Raw genomic sequence first — 17,466 nt, 5'->3', positions numbered from 1 at the left:
CCTTGGTCGATGGCGTAATCGCCACTCCGGGCTTTAGCTTCTCGGACTTGCCCATCTCCAGGAGATAGGGCTGGCAGATATAGAGGGTCTTCCTGGCCATGGCGATGCTCCGCAACAGAACAAGATGTTCCCTTAATGTTCTACTGCGTCCAAACCGTCAAGAGGGCAGCGGCGGCGGCACAAAAAATGCCGTTAGAAGAGGGCTTCAAACCCCTGTTCTAACGGCTCCGAGAGAGTCCAAAATCAAGTGTCTGTCAGTCCAAAATTAGCCGCCGCGCTACAGGGCGATGGCCTTCTTCAGGCTTTCCTGGGTGGCCTCTTCCTCGACCCCGGCGCCGACCAGGACCACGCCGCGCGCGGCCTGCGAGGAGCCCGTGCCGATATAGACCTCGGGATTCTGGCTGACGATGTATTCGAGGCTGATCGGGCCCAGCGGCGCCTGAAGGACATCCGCGCCGATATTGTGGCCGCCGACGAAGTCGATGAACTCGCCCAGATTCCCCCGGCCGGGCGAACCGCAGCAATCCTCGCTGCCGGCGAACATTTCCATCAGCACCTTCGGGCGCTGCAGGTCGGGATGGGCCGCCAGACGGTCGGAAATCCGCTTCATGCGGTTTTCATAGAATTCGATGAAGGCCTGGCTTTCCGCCTCGCGGCCCAGGGCCTGGGCCATGATCTTCAGGCTGGGGATGGTGTTTTCCAGCGGCTTGTTGCGGAAGTCGACGAAGATCACCGGAATGCCGGCGGCTTCCAACTGGCGGATGGTTTCGGTGGAATCGGAAGAGGGGCCGTGGCCGCCGCTCAGGATGGCGATGTCGGGACGGACCGACAGGGCCTTCTCCACCGAGAAGGTTTCCTCGCTGGTCACGCCCACCTGCGGGACCTTGTCCAGGTTCGGGTATTTCTCGCGGTAAAGCTGATAGGAGGCGGGGTCCAGCCGTTGCAGGTCGCCCAGCCAGCCGACGATCTTGTTGCCGATATCCGGTTCGATGGGTGACAGGGCGATCAACTGCCGGCCTTCGCCCAGCAGGATGCGTTCAGCCGGTTTTTCCAAGGTGACGGTGCGGCCGACGATGTCGGTGATGGTGATGTCGGCGGCGGCGGGGAGGGGGTTGAGGCAGACGGCCGAAAGGGCAAAGGCTGCGAGAAAGGACTTTCTGAACGACATGGGTGCTCCACCGGGAAATTGGCTGGAAGGCCTCTCGGGACGGATAGTAAGATTAATTATCGTTAGCATGATGCGATGCGAGGGAGAACCCCTTAATCTCTCTTTTTCTGCAAATTGCCGCTTTGTGCGCAGGGGGAATTGCGGCCGGGCAGGGTATTCATCTTCTGGTGCGCAGGCCGGAAAGCCTGTATAGCTTGTAGCGTCGTGCATCGGTGAATATAGCGCTGGAGGGGACGATGTGGGGGAAGGCCCGGTCTTTGCTGCTGGCATTCCTGTGTTCGGTCGGGCTGTCGGCCCCGGCGGCGGCGCAACAGGCGCCGGTCGTGGCGGCGGCCTCGGACCTGCAATTCGCGCTGACGGAATTGTCCGAGGCTTTCCAGCGCGAAACCGGGCAGGCGGTGCGGCTCTCCTTCGGCTCGTCTGGAAACTTCCAGCGCCAGATCGCCCAGGGCGCGCCGTTCGAGATGTTCCTCTCGGCCGATGAAAGCTATGTGCTGGAACTGGCGCGCCAGGGCCTGACGCGGGACGAGGGCGTGCTTTACGCCATCGGCCGCCTAGTCCTGCTGCTGCCCCCGAATTCGCCTTTGGCGGCGGATGGCAGCCTGGAGGATCTGGCGGCGGCGCTGGAGGACGGGCGGCTGAAGCGCTTCGCCATCGCCAATCCTGATCATGCCCCCTACGGCAAGGCGGCCCGCGAGGCCTTGCAGGCCAAGGGTCTGTGGGAACGGATGGAACCCCTGCTGGTGCTGGGCGAGAATGTCTCCCAGGCCGGGCAATACGCCCTGTCCGGCTCGACCCAGGGCGGTATGGCGGCCTATTCCCTGGCCCTGGGGCCGCAACTGGCGGGCCGCAGCCAATACGCCCTGATTCCGGAAGAGCTTCATGAACCCCTGCGCCAGCGCATGGTGCTGACCAACAAGGCCGGGCCGGTGGCCGAAGCCTTCTACGCCTATGTCCAGTCGCCGACGGGGCGCGAGGTGCTGGACCGCTACGGCTTCACCTTGCCCGAGGCGGATTAGACGCCGATGGATTGGGTCGCCCTTCGCCTGTCGCTGGAACTGGCGGCCTGGACGGTCGCGATCCTGCTGCCCATCGGCATTTTCCTGGGCCGCTTCCTGGCCTGGAGGCAGTTCCGGGGCAAGGGCGTGGTCGAGGCCCTGCTGGCCCTGCCGCTGGTCCTGCCGCCCACGGTGATCGGCTATTACCTGCTGGTGGGCTTCGGCCAGCAATCCGCCTTGGGCCAGTTCTACCAGTCCCTGTTCGGCCATGGCCTGGTCTTCACCTTCCAGGGGCTGGTGCTGGCCTCGGTGCTGGTCAACCTGCCTTTCGCCGTCCAGCCCATGCAGCGGGCCTTCGAGGCCATTCCGCCGGAGGTGCGTGAAGCCGCCGCCTGCTGCGGCATGGCGCCCTGGCGGGTGCTGACGCGGATCGAACTGCCGCTGGCCTGGCCGGGCATCCTGACCGCCATGGTGCTGAGTTTCGCGCATACGCTGGGGGAATTCGGCGTCGTGCTGATGGTCGGCGGCAGCATCCCCGGAGAGACCAAGACGGTCGCCATTGCCATCTATGACCGGGTGCAGGCCTTCGACGACGAGGCGGCGGGGCGCATGTCGGCGCTGCTGCTGCTGATTTCCCTGGTGACCATCGGTATCAGCTACGTCCTGGGCAACCGGGCGGCGGCGAGGCGGCGTCATGGGTGAGCCCGGACCCGGCCTGTCCGTCCGCCTGCGCCAGCTTGGCCCGATCCCGCTGGACGTGGCGCTGGACTGCCCGGCGGGGCAGGTGCTGGCCCTGGTCGGGCCGTCGGGCAGCGGCAAGTCGACCACGCTCCGTTCCGTCGCCGGTCTCTATCGCCCGCAGGAAGGACGCATCGCGGTGGGCGGCGAGGTCTGGCTGGATAGCCGGGCCGGTCTGTGTCTGGCGCCGCGCCGCCGGGCCATCGGCATGGTCTTTCAGAATTACGCCCTGTTTCCGCATATGACCGCCCTGGCCAACATCATGGCGGCGATGGAGCATCGCCCGGCGGCGGAACGGGCCCAGCGCGCCCGCGAATTGCTGGCGGCGGTGCATCTGGAGGGGCTGGAGCAGCGCCGTCCCTGGCAATTGTCGGGCGGCCAGCAGCAGCGCGTGGCGGTGGCCCGTGCTTTGGCCCGCGATCCCAAGGTGCTGCTGCTCGACGAGCCGTTCTCGGCGGTGGACCGCGCCACGCGCGAGCGGCTGTATGTGGAACTGGCGGAACTTCGCCGCTCGCTGGGAATGCCGATCCTGCTGGTGACCCACGACCTGGACGAGGCCTCCGTCCTGGCCGACTATCTCTGCATTCTGCATCGTGGGCGGACCTTGCAATGCGCCTCGCCCCTGGAGGTCAAGACCCGCCCGGCCAGTCCCGAGGTCGCCCGCCTAACGGACATGCGGAACCTGTTCGAGGGCCGCCTGCTGGGCCACGAACCGGAGCGGGGACGGAGCATCCTGGACTGGTGCGGCCACAGGCTGGAAATCCCCTTGCGGACCGATATCGCGCCGGACACCCGGCTGCCCTGGTGCGTGCCGGTTTCGCATATCCTGCTGCATCGGCGGGACCGGCCGTCGCGGGGAGAGAAGGAGAATCCCGTGACGGGCCTCCTGTCGGACGTTCTGGTACTGGGCGAAGCGGTGCGCCTGACCGTTTCCGTGCCGGGGGAATCCCTGCCTCTGGTCTTCTCCGTGCCGCTGCATGTGGCGCAGCGCAACGGCCTTGCGCCGGGGGTGGACGTGACCGTTTCTCTGCTCTCCGAAGGTATCCATTTGATGCCGCCTTCTTCCTGAAGGAGGGGCTGCGGCTCCTCTTTTTTCCGCTGCTGATTCCCCGTGAAAAGAACCGCCGACTGTGCCACATTGCGGTCCTGGCTCATGGCTGACCGCGGAAGAGGCCCTTGCCCGACATTGCGATGATTACCCTGGTGATCGCTGGCTTGCTGGCGGTGGTCGCCTTCATCCAGCCTGTGGCCGCGGGTATGCGATTGCCGCCGAGCGTGCTGCTGGCCGCGGTCGGCGTGGCCATCGGTTTCGTGGCGGGTTTCCTCTATCACACGCCTCTCACCGACGCCTTCAACAGCCTTGTCGCGCCCTTCGTCGATCTGCCCTTGCGCTCGGCGACCTTCATCTACGTCTTCCTGCCGCTTCTGCTCTTCCAGGCCTCGCTGACCATCGATGTGCGGCGGATGATGGAAGATGCCGCCCCGATCCTGCTGCTGGCCGTCGTGGCCGTGATCGTCGCGACCGGGGTGATCGGCTTCGGACTGTGGTGGATGTTCGGCGTTTCGCTGATCGCCTGTCTGCTGCTGGGTTCCATCGTCGCCACCACCGATCCGGGCGCCGTGGTCGCCATTTTCCGCGATATCGGCGCCCCGGCCCGCCTGACCCGGCTGGTCGAGGGCGAAAGCCTGCTCAACGATGCCGCCGCCATCGCCCTGTTCACGCTGCTGCTGGGCATTCTGGTCTCGGGCGGCAGCCTGGATCCGATCGAGGGGGCGGTCAGCTTCTCGGTCAGCTTCCTGGGCGGCATCGCCCTGGGGGCGGTGGGGGGCAAGATTCTGCTGCTGGCCCTGCCGCGCCTGGGCGGCAGCAAGGCGGCCGAGGCGACGCTGACCCTGGCCGTGCCCTATCTGGTCTTCATCCTGGGGGATCAGGTCCTGGGGGTGTCGGGCGTGGTGGCGGTGGTGGTCGTCGGCCTGACCGTCAGCGCCTTCGGACGTTCCTGCGTCAGCCCGGACAATTGGAACCACCTGCACAATGTGTGGGAGCAGGTCGCCTTCTGGGCCGGGTCTCTGGTCTTCCTGCTGGCCTCGATCCTGGTGCCGCGTCTGCTGGGCGCGGTGAGCTGGCTCGATGTCTCGATGGTGCTGGCGGTGGTGGTCCTGGCCCTGCTGGCGCGGGCAGCGGTCATCTTCCTGCTGCTGCCCTTCCTCAGTCTGGCGCGTCTGTCGGAAAAGGTCAGTCATGCCTATAAGGGGGCCATCCTGTGGGGCGGGCTGCGGGGCGCGGTGACCCTGGCGCTGGCGCTGGCAGTGACCGAAAGCACCGTCCTGTCCCCCGACATCAAGCGTTTCGTCGCGGTGACGGCCACCGGCTTCGTGCTGTTCACCCTGTTCGTCAACGGCACCACCTTGCGCCTTGTGATCCGCAAGCTGGGGCTGGATCGCCTGTCGCCGGTGGACCAGGGCCTGCGGAACCAGGTCTTCGCCCTGGCGCTGGCCGATGTGCGTGACGGTGTGCAGGAGGTTGGGCGGCGCTTCGAGATCGAACCGACCACCGTTCGGGCGGTGCTCAAGCGCTATGACGAGCGCGTGTCCAAGGTCGCGGCCCAGGGATCGATCGAGGAAAATCTGTCCGAACGCGAGCGGCTGAATGTGGGCCTGCTGGCTCTTGCCAACCGCGAGAAGGAACTGATCCTGGACGGCCATGGCTATATCTCCCCGGCCGTGGGTACGCGCCTGCTGCGCCATGCCGAGCGGCTGGTGGAAGGAGCACGCGCCAACGGGCGTGTCGGCTATAACCGTGCCGCCCGCGTCGAACTGGAATTCCGCCGTCCCTTCAAGGTCGCCCACTTCCTGCACCGGCGGCTGCGCATCGACCGTCCCCTGACCCGTCAGGTGGCGGACCGTTTCGAAATCCTGCTGACGCTGCGTCTCGTCCTGTCCGAGCTGAAGCGCTACAACGAACAGCGCCTGCGCAGCCTGCTCGGCCAGCGCATGTCCGAGATCATCGGCGAAATCCTGGACGCCCGCGCCACCGCCACCGCCAAGGCGCTGGATGCTCTGCAACTGCAATATCCCGATTATGCCGAGGCGCTGGAGCGGCGTTTCCTGCGTCAGGTCGGGCTGCGCATGGAGATGACTCATTACGAGAGCCTGCGCCGCGAGGGGCTGCTGGGGCAGGAGTTGCATGAAAGCCTACGCCAGGGCGTGCAGCTTGCATCCCAGATACAGAGCGAACGGCCGCGTCTGGACCTACGCCTGAACACCGAGGAGATGCTGGATCAGGTGGTGCTGTTCCAGGGCCTGTCGTCCGAGCAGCGCAAGCGCCTGTCCAGGCTGCTGCGCCCCTTGTTCGTGGTGCCGGGCGAGGTGATCGTGCGCCATGGCGAGCGGGGCGACGGCGTATATTTCATCTCTTCGGGCGCGGTCGAGGTAGCCTTGCCCGAACACAAGGTGCGCCTGGGGCGCGGCGATTTCTTCGGCGAGATGGCGCTGATGGAAAGCCGACGCCGGGTGGCCGACGTGACGGCGCTGACCTATTGCCAGCTGCTCAAGCTGGACCAGGCCGATTTCGACCACTTTCTCCAGTCGGAACCGGCCATCCGGGAACAGATCATGCGCACCTTCGCCCATCGTGCGGCGCAAAATGTGTCGATGCCGGCCTGAGTTCTAATCCCTCCGCATAGGCCTTCTCTCATCCCCCTGCGCCTGCGAACAAGGCCGGGGGCACTCTTGTTGGAATGAAGCATTGTCCTTCCCTTGGGAGGTTCATTCATTCCGCGAAGTGGTCTATTGGGAGGTTTGGCATGAGCAGGAATCCATGGCTGGCCGTGCTGGTCACCGGCATGGCCGCAGGGCTGGCCGTCCCTGCAGCTGCCCAAGAGGGCGATCCGGCAGCAGGCGAGACGGTTTTCAGGCGCTGCATGGCCTGTCATACCCTGGAGGAAGGCCAGCATAGGGTCGGCCCCAGCCTGGCAGGCGTCTTCGGGCGTGAGGCCGGTGCCGTCGAAGGCTTCAATTATTCTCCGGCCATGCGGGATGCCGATATCGTCTGGGACGAAGAGACCATCGACGCATATCTTGCCGATCCCCGGGGCTATATTCCCGGCAACAGGATGGCCTTCGCGGCCATGAAGAATGAACAGCAGCGGCGGGATGTGATCGCCTATCTGCGCCAGGAAGCCGGGGGAGAGGGCGCGGAGGCACCGGCGGAACAGGAGACGGCCCCCGAAGTGGGCGAGTCGCCCGCCGGCGAGGGAGCCGCCGCCGAGCCCGGCCAGGAAGTGGCCCAGGCCCCGGCCGATGATCAGGAGGCTGCTGCTTCCGACCAGCCCGACATGATCGTTCCCATGCGCACTGGCGATGGTACGCCCTTGGGCAATGTCGCGCTGATCGACACCCCCTCGGGCCTGCTGCTACAGGTGCGGCTGATCGATTTGCAGCCGGGGGAATACGGCTTCCACATCCACGAGACCGGACGCTGCGACCCGCCCGATTTCCAGACTGCCGGGGCGCATTTCAATCCGACCGGCGCCGAGCACGGCTTCAAGCGCGAGCAGTATCACTTGGGCGACCTGCCCAACCTGATCGTCGCCGAAGGCGGCCACGCCTATGCCGACCTGTTTGCCTATGGCGTGAGTCTGGCGGGTGGTGAATACCCGCTGCGGGACGGGGACGGCGCCGCGCTGATGATCCATGCCGGGCCTGACGATTACTTCACCGATCCCTCGGGCCATTCGGGCGACCGTATCGCCTGCGGTGTCATAGAGCCAGGAACGCAATAGGACACGGAGACACGAAGGAGGCTTTGTCATGAAGACGCGTTACTTCGCTCTCGCCATCGGCGTCGTCTATCTCATCGTCGGCATCCTGGGTTTCGTTCCTGGCCTGACCACGGCGCCCATCGGGCATCCTCCGCTGGCCATCAACGCAGGCTACGGCCTGCTCTTCGGCCTGTTTCCCGTCAACGTGATCCACAACCTGATCCATCTGGCACTGGGTGTCTGGGGCATCCTGGCCTGGCGGAGCTGGAGCAACGCCCGCGCCTTCTCGCGCAGCCTGGCCGTGATCTTCGGCCTGTTCGTCATCATGGGGCTGATTCCCGGCCTGCGCACCGTTTTCGGCCTGGCGCCCTTGTTCGGCCATGACATCTGGCTGCATGCTGTCACCGCCATTGCCGCGGCCTATTTCGGCTGGGCCACCTCGGCCCGCGACCGTTCGGCGATCACGCCGCCGCGCTGAAACGGAAAAAGCGGGCCGGAGAGGTCCGGCCCGCTTTGTTCGAGGTCGAAGGAAATATCCTGTCAGAATTGCAGCTGATATTTGATGCCGCCCAGGAATTCCGGGGCGGCATCTTCGTCATGGCCCGGCTGGAACTGGGTCATCAGGTTCAGCGTCAGTTCTTCCTTGGGGCCTGCGCGCAGATGCCAGCTGATTTCCGCATCGGTCTGGGTGCCGCTGGGGCGCAGGCCGACGACATGGCTTTCTCGAAGGATATTGCCCTCGATGTCCCGGCCCACCGGCAGATGGGCGACGGCCGAGCCTGAGACGACCTTCAGCGGCTGGGACAGGGCGAATGCCAGGCGGTCGCGGGCGTCGATGAGGCCGGACTTGGCAAGACCGATCCCCATCGCTTGGCTGCGGATGCCCGAGAAGTTGCGCAGCAGGCCGTTTCCGGCCTGGGAGGCATCGGTCCAGCCGGTGGTCCAGTTGCCGAAGACTTCCACATCATCCCCCAGCGGCACCGAGGCGGTAACACCGGCGAATTGGGTGTCGGCGCGGCCGCCCATGGAGAAGGCGCCATCGCCGGCGGAATCGAGGATGCTGCCGTGCTCGACCAATCCGCCCATCTGGACGGAGATGGTTGTGCCCGAATCGAAGCGTTTGGAAATCTCGCCCATATGGGCCATGCGTCCCAGTTCGCCGCTGCTCAAGCCGTAGCGCAGGGCCACGCCGTTCCCGGCCGCCCGTTCCATGGACAGGGCCTGACCGTCGCTGCTGAGGGAGAGATAGGGCGAGGCGAAGGAATCGTGGCTGAGCAGGACTCCCGCCTGATGCTGGCCCATGGCGGCCAGTCCCATATGGGCATTCAGGCCGTAGCCGTGGCTGGCGGTAAATCCCATGCCGCCGGCCTCGCCGGCGACCATGGCGCGTTCGAATGCCGGTCCCTGCGTTCGTTTTCCAGGTTCGGTCAAGGCGGCATCCGGCAGCGGGTCGTCGCGGAAGGACAGACGCATCCCGCCCGAGGAGCCCAGGCTCATCCCGGGATGCATCACCGTCTCACCGGACAGCCAGCCGGACAGGTCCGTCTGCGGCGCGCGGCGTGCCGTGGCCCTGTTCAGGGCGAAGGCAAAGGGGCGGTCGTAGCCGTCGAGGAAGACGGCCTGCAATTGCCTTCCCGCCATGGCATCGCCGAAAGCCGCGCCCAGGCGGATGCCGCTCCGTTCCAGGAGTTCCCCGCCATCGGCGACGTTGTCGCCGGTCGGCACCGACAGGGTTCCCTGGGGCGACAGCGCGGCATTCAGGTCCAGCAAGCCCCGGCCATAGACGGGGTCGATGCCCGGGGTGCCCAGATCGGCGGCAGTGGTCAGCAGCAGGTCGACGACCTGGCGGGAAGACAGCCAGGGAGAGGCGGAATGCAGCGCCGCCGCCGCACCGGCCACATAGGGCGCGGCAAAGGAGGTGCCGCTGCCGTTGGACCAGCCGCCATCCTTGTTGGTGGTGCGCACCGATACGCCCGGTGCCACCAGGTAATATTCCATGGCTTCGCCAGCATGGTTGCTGAAGCTGGCCATGTTCAGGTTGGAATCCACCGCGCCGACGGCGATTCCCAGCCCCCGGGCCGCCGGATCGGTGACGAAGCTGGCGGGGGTGTCGATCTCGCTGTTGGCGGAATTCCCCGCCGCGAAGACCAGGATGCGGTCGGCGGCGGCGGCCTGCGACAGGGCCGTCTTCAGGTTGGTGCTGATATTGCCGCTGCCGCCCATGCTGTAGTTCAGGACCTGCGCGCCATTGGCGACGGCATGGCTGGTCGCCCGGGCGACGTCGGAATGGAGGAAGGAACAGCGCGTGTCGCAACTGCCCGGCGCATCCACCCGCAGGGCCATGATCTGGCTTTCAAAGGCTAGGCCATGCATGCCTTCGCTGTTCTTGCGGGCGCCGACGATGCCCGCCACCATGGTGCCGTGCCCGCCTGCGTCGTCAAGCGCGGGCGAGGGAGTGCGGTCGTTGCGCATGTCCCTGCTGGCGGCATGAATGGCACCGGCGAAATCCACGTGACCGGTGGCAATGCCGCTGTCGATCACCGCGACGGTGGTGTCGGCGCCGGTCGCCCCATAGCTGTAGGCGCCGGAGGCGCCGACGGTCGCCAGTCCCCAGTTGCGGCGGTATTCCGCTGTCTCGAAGCTGCTCGGTGGGGCACCGGCCTTGACCTGCCCCTGCGCCGGCGGAGACGGGGGCGTGGGATTGCTGACGACAGGGCCGCCGCCCGATCCGCCTCCTCCACCGCCGCCGCAACCGGCCAAGCCGACTCCCCCTAGCGCCAGGAGCAGACCCCATCTGCTCACGCCCTTTCTGTCCATGCCCGCTTGCCTAAGAAAAGGTTAACCAATAAAGGTATTTTAGACCTTTTTAGTTAACTTCTGCTTACGAAAGGGGCGTGTCCAAGCCATCGATCCGGCGGATCGGGCAATGCGCGAGGGCGGGACGGGGACCTGTCCTATCGGCTGCCATTCTAGCCTGCAATATATAACTAGCGGCTAAGACGGCCTTTAAAGAGCCTTTTTTTCTTTCCTTGATAGGGGGCAACTAAGACAATCATTCCCTGCGGGGAAGGAAATGTTTTGGGGAAAACGGCCGGGAGATTTCCTGGCCGTGTTATCGGCGCGCGGCAGGGGAAATCAATATTGCACAGCCGGGATTACCGTAAGAAAGGCGAGGGGACGGCCACTCCGACCTATTGGAGAAGCTTTGCCGGTTTCGGCGTCCGCACCCGCCTGATGCTGGCCTTGGCCGCGGCCGGCCTGTTCACGGTTTCGGCTTCCGGTGTTGCGGTCTATTCCTTCTCGAGTGCCCGTGTGGCGCTGGATGAGGTGGCGGCGCGCCATCTTCCGGCGGTGACCACCGCGCATTACCTGGCGCAGCAGAGCCGGGCGCTGACATCTTCCGGCCCGGCGCTCTTGGCGGCGCAGGACGACCATGAACGCGCCCAGGCCGCGCTCGACGTGGCAGGGCAGATATTCATGGTCGAGGAACTGCTCCGTTCCCTGCGCCGCTTCGGGACCGATGACGGCGTGGTCGATGCCCTGGAGATGCAGACCCGGGAATTGAAGGAAACATGGGGCGGCCTCGAGAACCGTGTCATGGCCTCCTTCGTCTTGAACAACGAGGTGGAAGCGAGCCTGCTGCGGGCGCAGCGGGCTCACGAGACCTGGCACAAGGCCTTCTCCCGCTGGCGCAGCCAGAATGCCATCGATCCCAGTTGGTCGGCTTTCGCCTGGACAGCCTTGGACCTGGGAGGGGAGGTCAGGCAGGGTGTGGCCTTGCTGCAAGGGGCGGGCGAGGCCGAGGATAAGGCCGAGCTGGCCAGGGCACGGGAGGATTTCGCGCTCAGGATGGGCCAGGCCCGCCTGATGCTGGCCCGCTTGCCCGATGACGGCACCCTGGCCGCTGCCTTGGAGGGTGTGGCGGAGCAAGGGACAAGGGAGGGCAATCTTTTCGACCTGCGTCACGAGCAATTGACCGAACTGGCCCAGGCCCAGACCCTGCTGGCGGTCTACAACCGCTATGCGAGCCGCCTAGTGCTCGAGGCCAACCGTCTCGTCGATGCGCGGCACAATGTGGTGGCCGAGGCCCGCCTCTCCCTGCATGAACGTCTTGCCGGTTCGACCAGCCTGCTTTCGGCCATCGTACTGGCCTGCATGGCCGGGCTGATTGCCATCGCCTTCCTGGTGGGGCGCAGCATCGCCGGACGGCTGGAGGCCTTGCAGACCAGCATGGAGGCACATGCGGCGGGCAAGAAGGCGGCGATCCCTTCGGGCGGGCGGGACGAGATCGCCCGCATGGCCGAGGCGCTGCGGGTCTTCATCGGCATCATCGCCGAGCGAGAGGAACAGTTGCGTGCCGCCCGTGACGAACTGGAGGCGCGGGTACAGGAAAGGACGCGCGAACTGGTGGCGCAGATGCAGCAGCGCGAAGTCTCGGAATTGCGTCTGCGCAGCATCATGGACAATGCCGCAGACGGCATCATCACCATGGATGCCCAAGGCACCATCCTGACCTTCAATCCCCGGGCCGAAAGCATTTTCGGTTGGAAGGCCGAGGAAGTGGTGGGCAGTTCGGTGGCGCGGCTGATGCCCGATCCCCATTCCAGCAATCACGGCAATTACATCGGCCATTACCTGACGACCGGCGAAAGGAAGATCCTGGGCCAGGAACGCGAGGTCGAGGGCGTGACCCGCGACGGCCGCTTGCTGCCGCTGGACCTCGCCGTCAGCGAGGTGCGGATCGGCGGCGTGCATACCTTCATCGCCCTGGTGCGCGACATCACGGCGCGCAAGGCCGTCGAGCGCCAGCTGCAGGACGCGAAGGAACATGCGGAACTGGCCAACCGGGCCAAGAGCGAGTTCCTGGCCATGGTCAGCCATGAATTGCGCACGCCGCTTAATGCCATCATCGGCTTTTCCGAGATCATGCGGGCGGAATTATTCGGGCCCTTGGGCTCGGTCCAATATACGGGCTATGCCCGCGACATCAACGAATCGGGCCAGCATCTGCTGAGCGTGATCAACGACATCCTGGATATCTCGCGGGTCGAAAGCGGCAAGTTCGAGCTTTACGAGGAAGAGGCCGAACTGTCGGAACTGGCCGAGGCGGCAGCCCGCCTGATCCGCGTCCGCTGCGAGGAAAAGGGCATCGCACTATTCCAGGACCTGCCGCCCGCGCCCGTCCTTTTGCGCTGCGACCCGCGCCGTATCAAGCAAGTTTTGTTGAATTTGCTGTCCAATGCGGTCAAGTTCACTGATGAAGGTGGGCATGTGATCCTGCGTCTCCGCAGCGAGACCCGGGCTGTCTGCCTGGAAGTGGAGGATAACGGCATCGGCATGGCCGAGGCCGATATCGCCATCGCTCTTTCCGCCTTCGGTCAGGTGGATAGCCGGCTCAGCCGCCGGTACGAAGGCACCGGCCTTGGTCTTCCCTTGGTCAAGCATCTGGTCGAGCGCCATGGCGGCGCCTTGTCGATCCGTTCCACCCTTGGCCATGGCACCACCGTGACCGTCAGCCTGCCGCTGGAAAGGCTGCTGCCGAGCCCGCGGGAAATGAGAGCCGTTTCCACGTAACGGACATCTCTCTTAAAGCACCTCTTTCCCATTTCTCTCGACAAGAGGAGGAAACCGCCCGTCATGGATACGGAACACCTCAAGACGAGGCTTGAAGAGCAATTGCAGGCATTGGACAGCCTGGCCGAATCCACTGCCGGGTCCGCCGATCCGGCGGAGCTGGAACAGGCGCAGGTAGACCGCCTGTCGCGCGTGGAAGCCATGCAGGACCAGGCCATGGCCGCCGAAACGATTCGCCGCCGTCAGGTCGAGCGCCAGCGCATCCTGGCGGCGCTGGCGCGGATCAAGGAAGGCGAATACGGCTATTGCGTCGCCTGCGGCGAGGACATCCAGCCCAAGCGCCTGGAACTGGATCCCGCCGTTCCCACCTGTATCGCCTGCGCCCAAAAGGCAGGCTGAGCTATCCCATCAGCGCCGCCGCACCATCCCAGATCAGTTTCAGCCCGGTCAGGAACAGGAAGCCGTAGGCGACCTGATAGAAGAGCGGCCCCGAAACCCTGTGGTGCAGCTTCCAGCCCAGCCAGACGCCCAGCGGCGCCAGGGGGGCGAGGATCAGGGCCGTCCACAGGACCTGCGGGCTGAACTGGCCCAGGGCGGTATAAGGGATCAGCTTGATGTAGTTGACGGCGATGAAGAAGATCACCGTGGTGGCCTGATAGACGGATTTGTCCAGGCGCTGGGGCAGCAGATAGACGGCTACCGGCGGGCCGCCCGCATGGGCGACGAAGCTGGTGAAACCGGCGATGCTGCCCCAGAAGCCGCCGCGCGCGAGGCTGGGCGGGCGGGGCGGAGCGTTCCCGTCGTCGCGCCTGAACCACCAGTTCAGGGCGAAGCCCACGGCGACCAGCCCGATGACCATCCGGATCATATCGGCATCCATCCAGCGGAAGGTCGCCGCCCCCAGGGCGATGCCCAGCATGGCCGCACCGATCAGGATGCGCATATTGGTTCTGTGCCACTTGCCCCGCCAAGCATAGACGCCGAACAGGTCCATGACGCAGAGGATGGGCAGCATGATGGCTGCGGCCATGTTGGGCGAGATCGCCAGCGACATCAGCGGCACGCCGACCATGCCGATCCCGCCGCCGAAGCCGCCCTTGGAAATGCCCACGATCAGCACGGCGGGCACGGCGACCAGCCAGAAGAAGGGGTCATGCATGTCGGGCGGCCTTCTTTCGCGTCAAAGGGGGAACAAGGGCGGTGCCGGGGCTGTTGATGAAGCGCACAAGATGGAAAATCACAGCGACATTCCCCAGGACCCATCCGCCGCGGCCGCCGAGGCCGGGCTGCATTACGTTCCGGATATCGGACCGGGCATCCGTCGCCGCCGCCGGGGCAAGGGCTTCGCCTATCTGCAACCGAATGGCCGTCCGGTCAAGGACGGCAAGGATTTGCAGCGCATTCGCGCCCTTGCCATTCCTCCCGCCTGGACGGATGTGTGGATCTGCCCCGATCCCAAGGGCCATCTGCAGGCCACCGGACGGGACAAGCGGGGACGCAAGCAATACCGCTACCATCCCCAGTGGCGCAGCATCCGCGACGAGACCAAGTTCAGCCGCATGGTGGCCTTCGGCGAGGCCTTGCCCGCGATCCGGGCGCGGATCGAAGCCGACATGGCCAAGGCCGGACTGCCGCGCGAGAAGGTGCTGGCCGCCGTGCTGCGCCTGCTGGAAACCGGCCATCTGCGGGTCGGCAATCCCGAATATGCCAAGGCCAATGACAGCTACGGCGCGACCACGCTGAAGGACGACCATGCCGAGATCAGCGGCGCGACCCTCAAGCTGGAATTCCGCGCCAAAAGCGGCAAGGTCCAGAAGATCACCTTGCGCGACCGCCGCCTGGCGCGGATCGTCAAGCGCTGCCAGGACCTGCCGGGCCAGGAATTGTTCCAGTATGTCGGCGAGGACGGAGAGCGCCACTCCATCGGCTCGGACCAGGTCAACGACTACCTGCGCGAGATTGCCGGAGAGGGCTTCACCGCCAAGGATTTCCGCACCTGGACGGCGACCGTGATGGCGGCTTGCGCGCTGGGGGCGCTGGATCAGGTGGAGACCAAGAAGGAGGCCAAGGCCCATTTGAAACGGGCCATCGAGGCCGCTGCCGACGAACTGGGTAACACCCCCACCGTCTGCCGCAAATCCTACATCCACCCCGCCGTGATTATGCATTACGAGGAAAGCCACTGCCTGAGCCTGCCCGAGGCCGAGCCGGTCGAGGGCCTGAGCCAGGAGGAGGCCCGGGTGCTGGCCTTCCTGCGCGGACTGGTCAGCGCAGATGGCGGGTGAAGGGGGTGGAGGTGATGCCGTGGGCCAGGATCGAGGCGAAGATGACCAGGCTGGCGACCTCCCAGACCTCGCCCAGGCCGGTGCGCTTGTCTACGATCATGGCGTAGAAGGTCGCCGCCACGCCGATGGGGCCGAACCAGCCGGTGAAAAGGACCTGCCCCTTCGTCTTCAACACGGGCATGCCGCGTTTGGTGAGCATCACCCAGGGCAGGCGGCGCAGTAGCAGGATCAGGATGCAGAGGGCGATGCCGTGCCAGCCCAAGGCCGCCCAGGCGCCCAGCGGCGCGGCGAGCCCGAACAGCACGAAGATGGGAAATTCGAAGGTCCGCTTGGCCGTTTCCTGGAACTTTTCTTCCTCCAACTCCTCGCTTGGGTCCAGGGTGCGGTTGAAGGCCAGACCGGCGATGAAGACGGCCAGGATGTCGTTGGCCCCCAACAGCGAAGCCAGCGCGGTGACCGTGAAGGCCAGGGAAATAGCCACGGTCAGCATGTCCGACTGACCGGTCAGCTTGTGCCTGCGAGCCCAGTCCAGGGCGCGGGCCGTGCCCCAGCCCATCGCCAGCCCCAGCACGACGGTCAGGCCCAGCCCGGCCACCCAGGCTTCCATCGCCCAACGCCCCCAGCCGCCCTCGCCGGGATGGGTGAACAGCAGGACCGGCAACAGCACGAAGGGCAGGGCCAGGCCGTCATTGGCAGCCGATTCCGCCGTGATCAGGTGGCGCAGGTCCTCAGGCACATGCTCGCGGGCAAGGTCGCCGGTAATGATGGAATTGGACAGCACCGGGTCCGTGGGCGTCACCACCGCGCCCACCATCAGCGCGACCAGCAGCGGCAGGTCCAATAGCCAGCCGGACAGCCCGCTGGATACCAGCCACATGGCCGGCATGACGATCAGCAGCATGACGGCGATACTGCGCCGCAAGGGTGGCGACAGCGGGCCGTGGGGCAGGCGCAGGGCGGCATTGGTCACCGCCACCGCCAGGGTCAGCCGGGCGGTATGTTCCAGCAGGACATGCTCGTCCATCAATCGGCCGAGATGGATCAGCCCCGTCACCGGCCCCAGGACCAGCCCCACCGCGACCGCCAGCATGGGCTCGGACAGCCACAGGCGGTCGCGGATCAACCCGGCGGTCATGCCCACTGCCAGCACTGTCCCCGCCAAGGCCAGCAGCAAGGCGCTCATACCTTACGTCCGGCCGGTTGCCGCCAGGAACTCCGTCCTGTCCCACCAGCAGGAGGGCTCGGCGGATTCGCAGAGATAGATTTCATGGCCTGGCTGGCCGGTGATGCGGAAGCCGGCGGCCCGCAGCATGCCTTCGATGGCGGCGGGATTGGGAATCCACCAATTGGTGATGTCCTTGGAGAAGCTGTGCTCGATGAAGGCCATGCGCGGCCAGCCCGGCTCGCGCAGCCGGTCCCGGCTTTGGAAATCCACGTCTTCCTGCACATTCGGGGCAACCTGGTCTTCCGGCAGGGTCAGGGTCTGGAAGACCATCAGGCGCGGTGCCAGGGTGCGCAGGATATCCAGCACCAGCAGCGGATAGCGCAAATGGTAGAAGACCCCCATGAACAGCACGAGGTCGTAACTTTCCCCTTCGCTGCCCAACTGATAGACCTGCCGGTTCTCGAAGCGCACCCGGTCTTCCACGTCGAATTGCTTGGCGGCCCAGCGGGCCTGGCGCAGGTAATGATCGTTGACGTCTATGCCCGTGACCTCGGCGCCGCGTGCGGCAAGCTGGAAGCTGTAGAAGCCCGCATTGCAGCCGATATCCAGGGCCCGCCAACCGCTCAGGTCGGCGGGGATGTGGTCGGCGATCTGCGCCCATTTGAAAGCCGGGAAGTCGCCGAAATGATGGTCGGGGGCCGTTTGCCTGCCATCGGGCAGATGCAGGTTATGGAACCATGGTCCCAGTTCCTGGATATCGTCCACGTCTTTCACG

At 65.5% G+C, this 17,466-nt stretch carries 14 protein-coding genes; 9 read left to right on the top strand and 5 right to left on the bottom strand.

What is annotated here, in order from left to right; translation table 11 throughout:
- Positions 1–277: 277 nt before the first annotated feature.
- The gene (locus EPD66_RS17980; RefSeq protein WP_185961486.1) at positions 278–1,168 is read right to left on the bottom strand and encodes an ABC transporter substrate-binding protein; all 891 of its coding nucleotides are present in this window, start codon (positions 1,166–1,168) and stop codon (positions 278–280) included.
- A gap of 236 nt (positions 1,169–1,404) precedes the next feature.
- On the opposite strand from EPD66_RS17980, the gene modA reads away from it, so the two are divergent.
- The 6 genes from modA to EPD66_RS17950 all read left to right on the top strand — a co-directional run bounded on the left by modA (position 1,405) and on the right by EPD66_RS17950 (position 8,145).
- A complete protein-coding gene (gene modA / locus EPD66_RS17975; protein WP_142849888.1) occupies positions 1,405–2,187 on the top strand; it encodes a molybdate ABC transporter substrate-binding protein in 783 nt (260 codons plus the stop codon).
- Positions 2,188–2,193: 6 nt separating this feature from the next.
- Positions 2,194–2,868 (top strand): molybdate ABC transporter permease subunit, encoded by a 675-nt coding sequence (gene modB, locus EPD66_RS17970; RefSeq protein WP_142849887.1) that lies wholly within the window; start codon positions 2,194–2,196, stop codon positions 2,866–2,868.
- Positions 2,861–3,973, top strand: coding sequence for an ABC transporter ATP-binding protein (locus EPD66_RS17965; RefSeq protein ID WP_142849886.1), 1,113 nt, complete (start codon positions 2,861–2,863; stop codon positions 3,971–3,973). The genes modB and EPD66_RS17965 overlap by 8 nt, the downstream gene beginning before the upstream one ends.
- Positions 3,974–4,080: 107 nt before the next feature.
- Positions 4,081–6,570, top strand: a complete 2,490-nt coding sequence (locus EPD66_RS17960; protein WP_142849885.1) for a cation:proton antiporter — start codon at positions 4,081–4,083, stop codon at positions 6,568–6,570.
- A 140-nt stretch (positions 6,571–6,710) separates the two neighbouring features.
- On the top strand, positions 6,711–7,688 hold the full coding sequence (locus EPD66_RS17955; protein WP_142849884.1) for a superoxide dismutase family protein: 978 nt from the start codon (positions 6,711–6,713) through the stop codon (positions 7,686–7,688).
- Between the two features lie 28 nt (positions 7,689–7,716).
- Positions 7,717–8,145 carry a DUF4383 domain-containing protein gene (locus EPD66_RS17950; RefSeq protein WP_142849883.1) on the top strand — a complete coding sequence of 143 codons (429 nt, stop codon included), beginning with the start codon at positions 7,717–7,719 and terminating at the stop codon, positions 8,143–8,145.
- 62 nt (positions 8,146–8,207) lie between these two features.
- Here the strand turns inward: EPD66_RS17950 and EPD66_RS17945 are convergent, their stop codons facing one another.
- Positions 8,208–10,469, bottom strand: coding sequence for a S8 family peptidase (locus EPD66_RS17945; RefSeq protein ID WP_142849882.1), 2,262 nt, complete (start codon positions 10,467–10,469; stop codon positions 8,208–8,210).
- 339 nt (positions 10,470–10,808) lie between these two features.
- On the opposite strand from EPD66_RS17945, the gene EPD66_RS17940 reads away from it, so the two are divergent.
- A complete protein-coding gene (locus EPD66_RS17940) occupies positions 10,809–13,241 on the top strand; it encodes a PAS domain S-box protein (RefSeq protein WP_142849881.1) in 2,433 nt (810 codons plus the stop codon).
- A 63-nt stretch (positions 13,242–13,304) separates the two neighbouring features.
- Entirely contained in the window at positions 13,305–13,640 is a 336-nt protein-coding gene (locus EPD66_RS17935; RefSeq protein WP_142849880.1) for a TraR/DksA family transcriptional regulator, read from the top strand.
- Position 13,641: 1 nt separating this feature from the next.
- On the opposite strand, the gene EPD66_RS17930 is transcribed toward EPD66_RS17935, so the two are convergent.
- A complete protein-coding gene (locus tag EPD66_RS17930; RefSeq protein ID WP_142849879.1) occupies positions 13,642–14,400 on the bottom strand; it encodes a sulfite exporter TauE/SafE family protein in 759 nt (252 codons plus the stop codon).
- A gap of 70 nt (positions 14,401–14,470) precedes the next feature.
- Between EPD66_RS17930 and EPD66_RS17925 the strand changes: the two genes are divergently transcribed.
- A complete protein-coding gene (locus EPD66_RS17925) occupies positions 14,471–15,526 on the top strand; it encodes a DNA topoisomerase IB (RefSeq protein ID WP_221931022.1) in 1,056 nt (351 codons plus the stop codon).
- On the opposite strand, the gene EPD66_RS17920 is transcribed toward EPD66_RS17925, so the two are convergent.
- Positions 15,507–16,709, bottom strand: coding sequence for a cation:proton antiporter (locus EPD66_RS17920; protein WP_142849877.1), 1,203 nt, complete (start codon positions 16,707–16,709; stop codon positions 15,507–15,509). The two genes, EPD66_RS17925 and EPD66_RS17920, sit on opposite strands and share 20 nt — an antisense overlap.
- A gap of 3 nt (positions 16,710–16,712) precedes the next feature.
- Positions 16,713–17,465, bottom strand: coding sequence for a TIGR04290 family methyltransferase (locus tag EPD66_RS17915; RefSeq protein WP_255448561.1), 753 nt, complete (start codon positions 17,463–17,465; stop codon positions 16,713–16,715).
- Between the last annotated feature and the right edge of the window lies 1 nt (position 17,466).

Source organism: Telmatospirillum sp. J64-1 (assembly GCF_006980715.1).
GTDB classification, from domain to species: Bacteria; Pseudomonadota; Alphaproteobacteria; order Rhodospirillales; family Magnetospirillaceae; genus Oleiliquidispirillum; species Oleiliquidispirillum nitrogeniifigens.
The sequence above is the reverse complement of the archived record's forward strand: the minus strand, read 5'-3'. Positions and strand labels throughout refer to the sequence as shown.

Bases quoted from the DNA above. Each gene is read 5' to 3' on its own strand.
- EPD66_RS17980 (WP_185961486.1), bottom strand. From the start codon at position 1,168: ATGTCGTTCAGAAAGTCCTTTCTCGCAGCCTTTGCCCTTTCGGCCGTC.
- modA (WP_142849888.1), top strand. From the start codon at position 1,405: ATGTGGGGGAAGGCCCGGTCTTTGCTGCTGGCATTCCTGTGTTCGGTC.
- modB (WP_142849887.1), top strand. From the start codon at position 2,194: ATGGATTGGGTCGCCCTTCGCCTGTCGCTGGAACTGGCGGCCTGGACG.
- EPD66_RS17965 (WP_142849886.1), top strand. From the start codon at position 2,861: ATGGGTGAGCCCGGACCCGGCCTGTCCGTCCGCCTGCGCCAGCTTGGC.
- EPD66_RS17955 (WP_142849884.1), top strand. From the start codon at position 6,711: ATGAGCAGGAATCCATGGCTGGCCGTGCTGGTCACCGGCATGGCCGCA.
- EPD66_RS17950 (WP_142849883.1), top strand. From the start codon at position 7,717: ATGAAGACGCGTTACTTCGCTCTCGCCATCGGCGTCGTCTATCTCATC.
- EPD66_RS17935 (WP_142849880.1), top strand. From the start codon at position 13,305: ATGGATACGGAACACCTCAAGACGAGGCTTGAAGAGCAATTGCAGGCA.
- EPD66_RS17930 (WP_142849879.1), bottom strand. From the start codon at position 14,400: ATGCATGACCCCTTCTTCTGGCTGGTCGCCGTGCCCGCCGTGCTGATC.
- EPD66_RS17925 (WP_221931022.1), top strand. From the start codon at position 14,471: ATGGAAAATCACAGCGACATTCCCCAGGACCCATCCGCCGCGGCCGCC.
- EPD66_RS17920 (WP_142849877.1), bottom strand. From the start codon at position 16,709: ATGAGCGCCTTGCTGCTGGCCTTGGCGGGGACAGTGCTGGCAGTGGGC.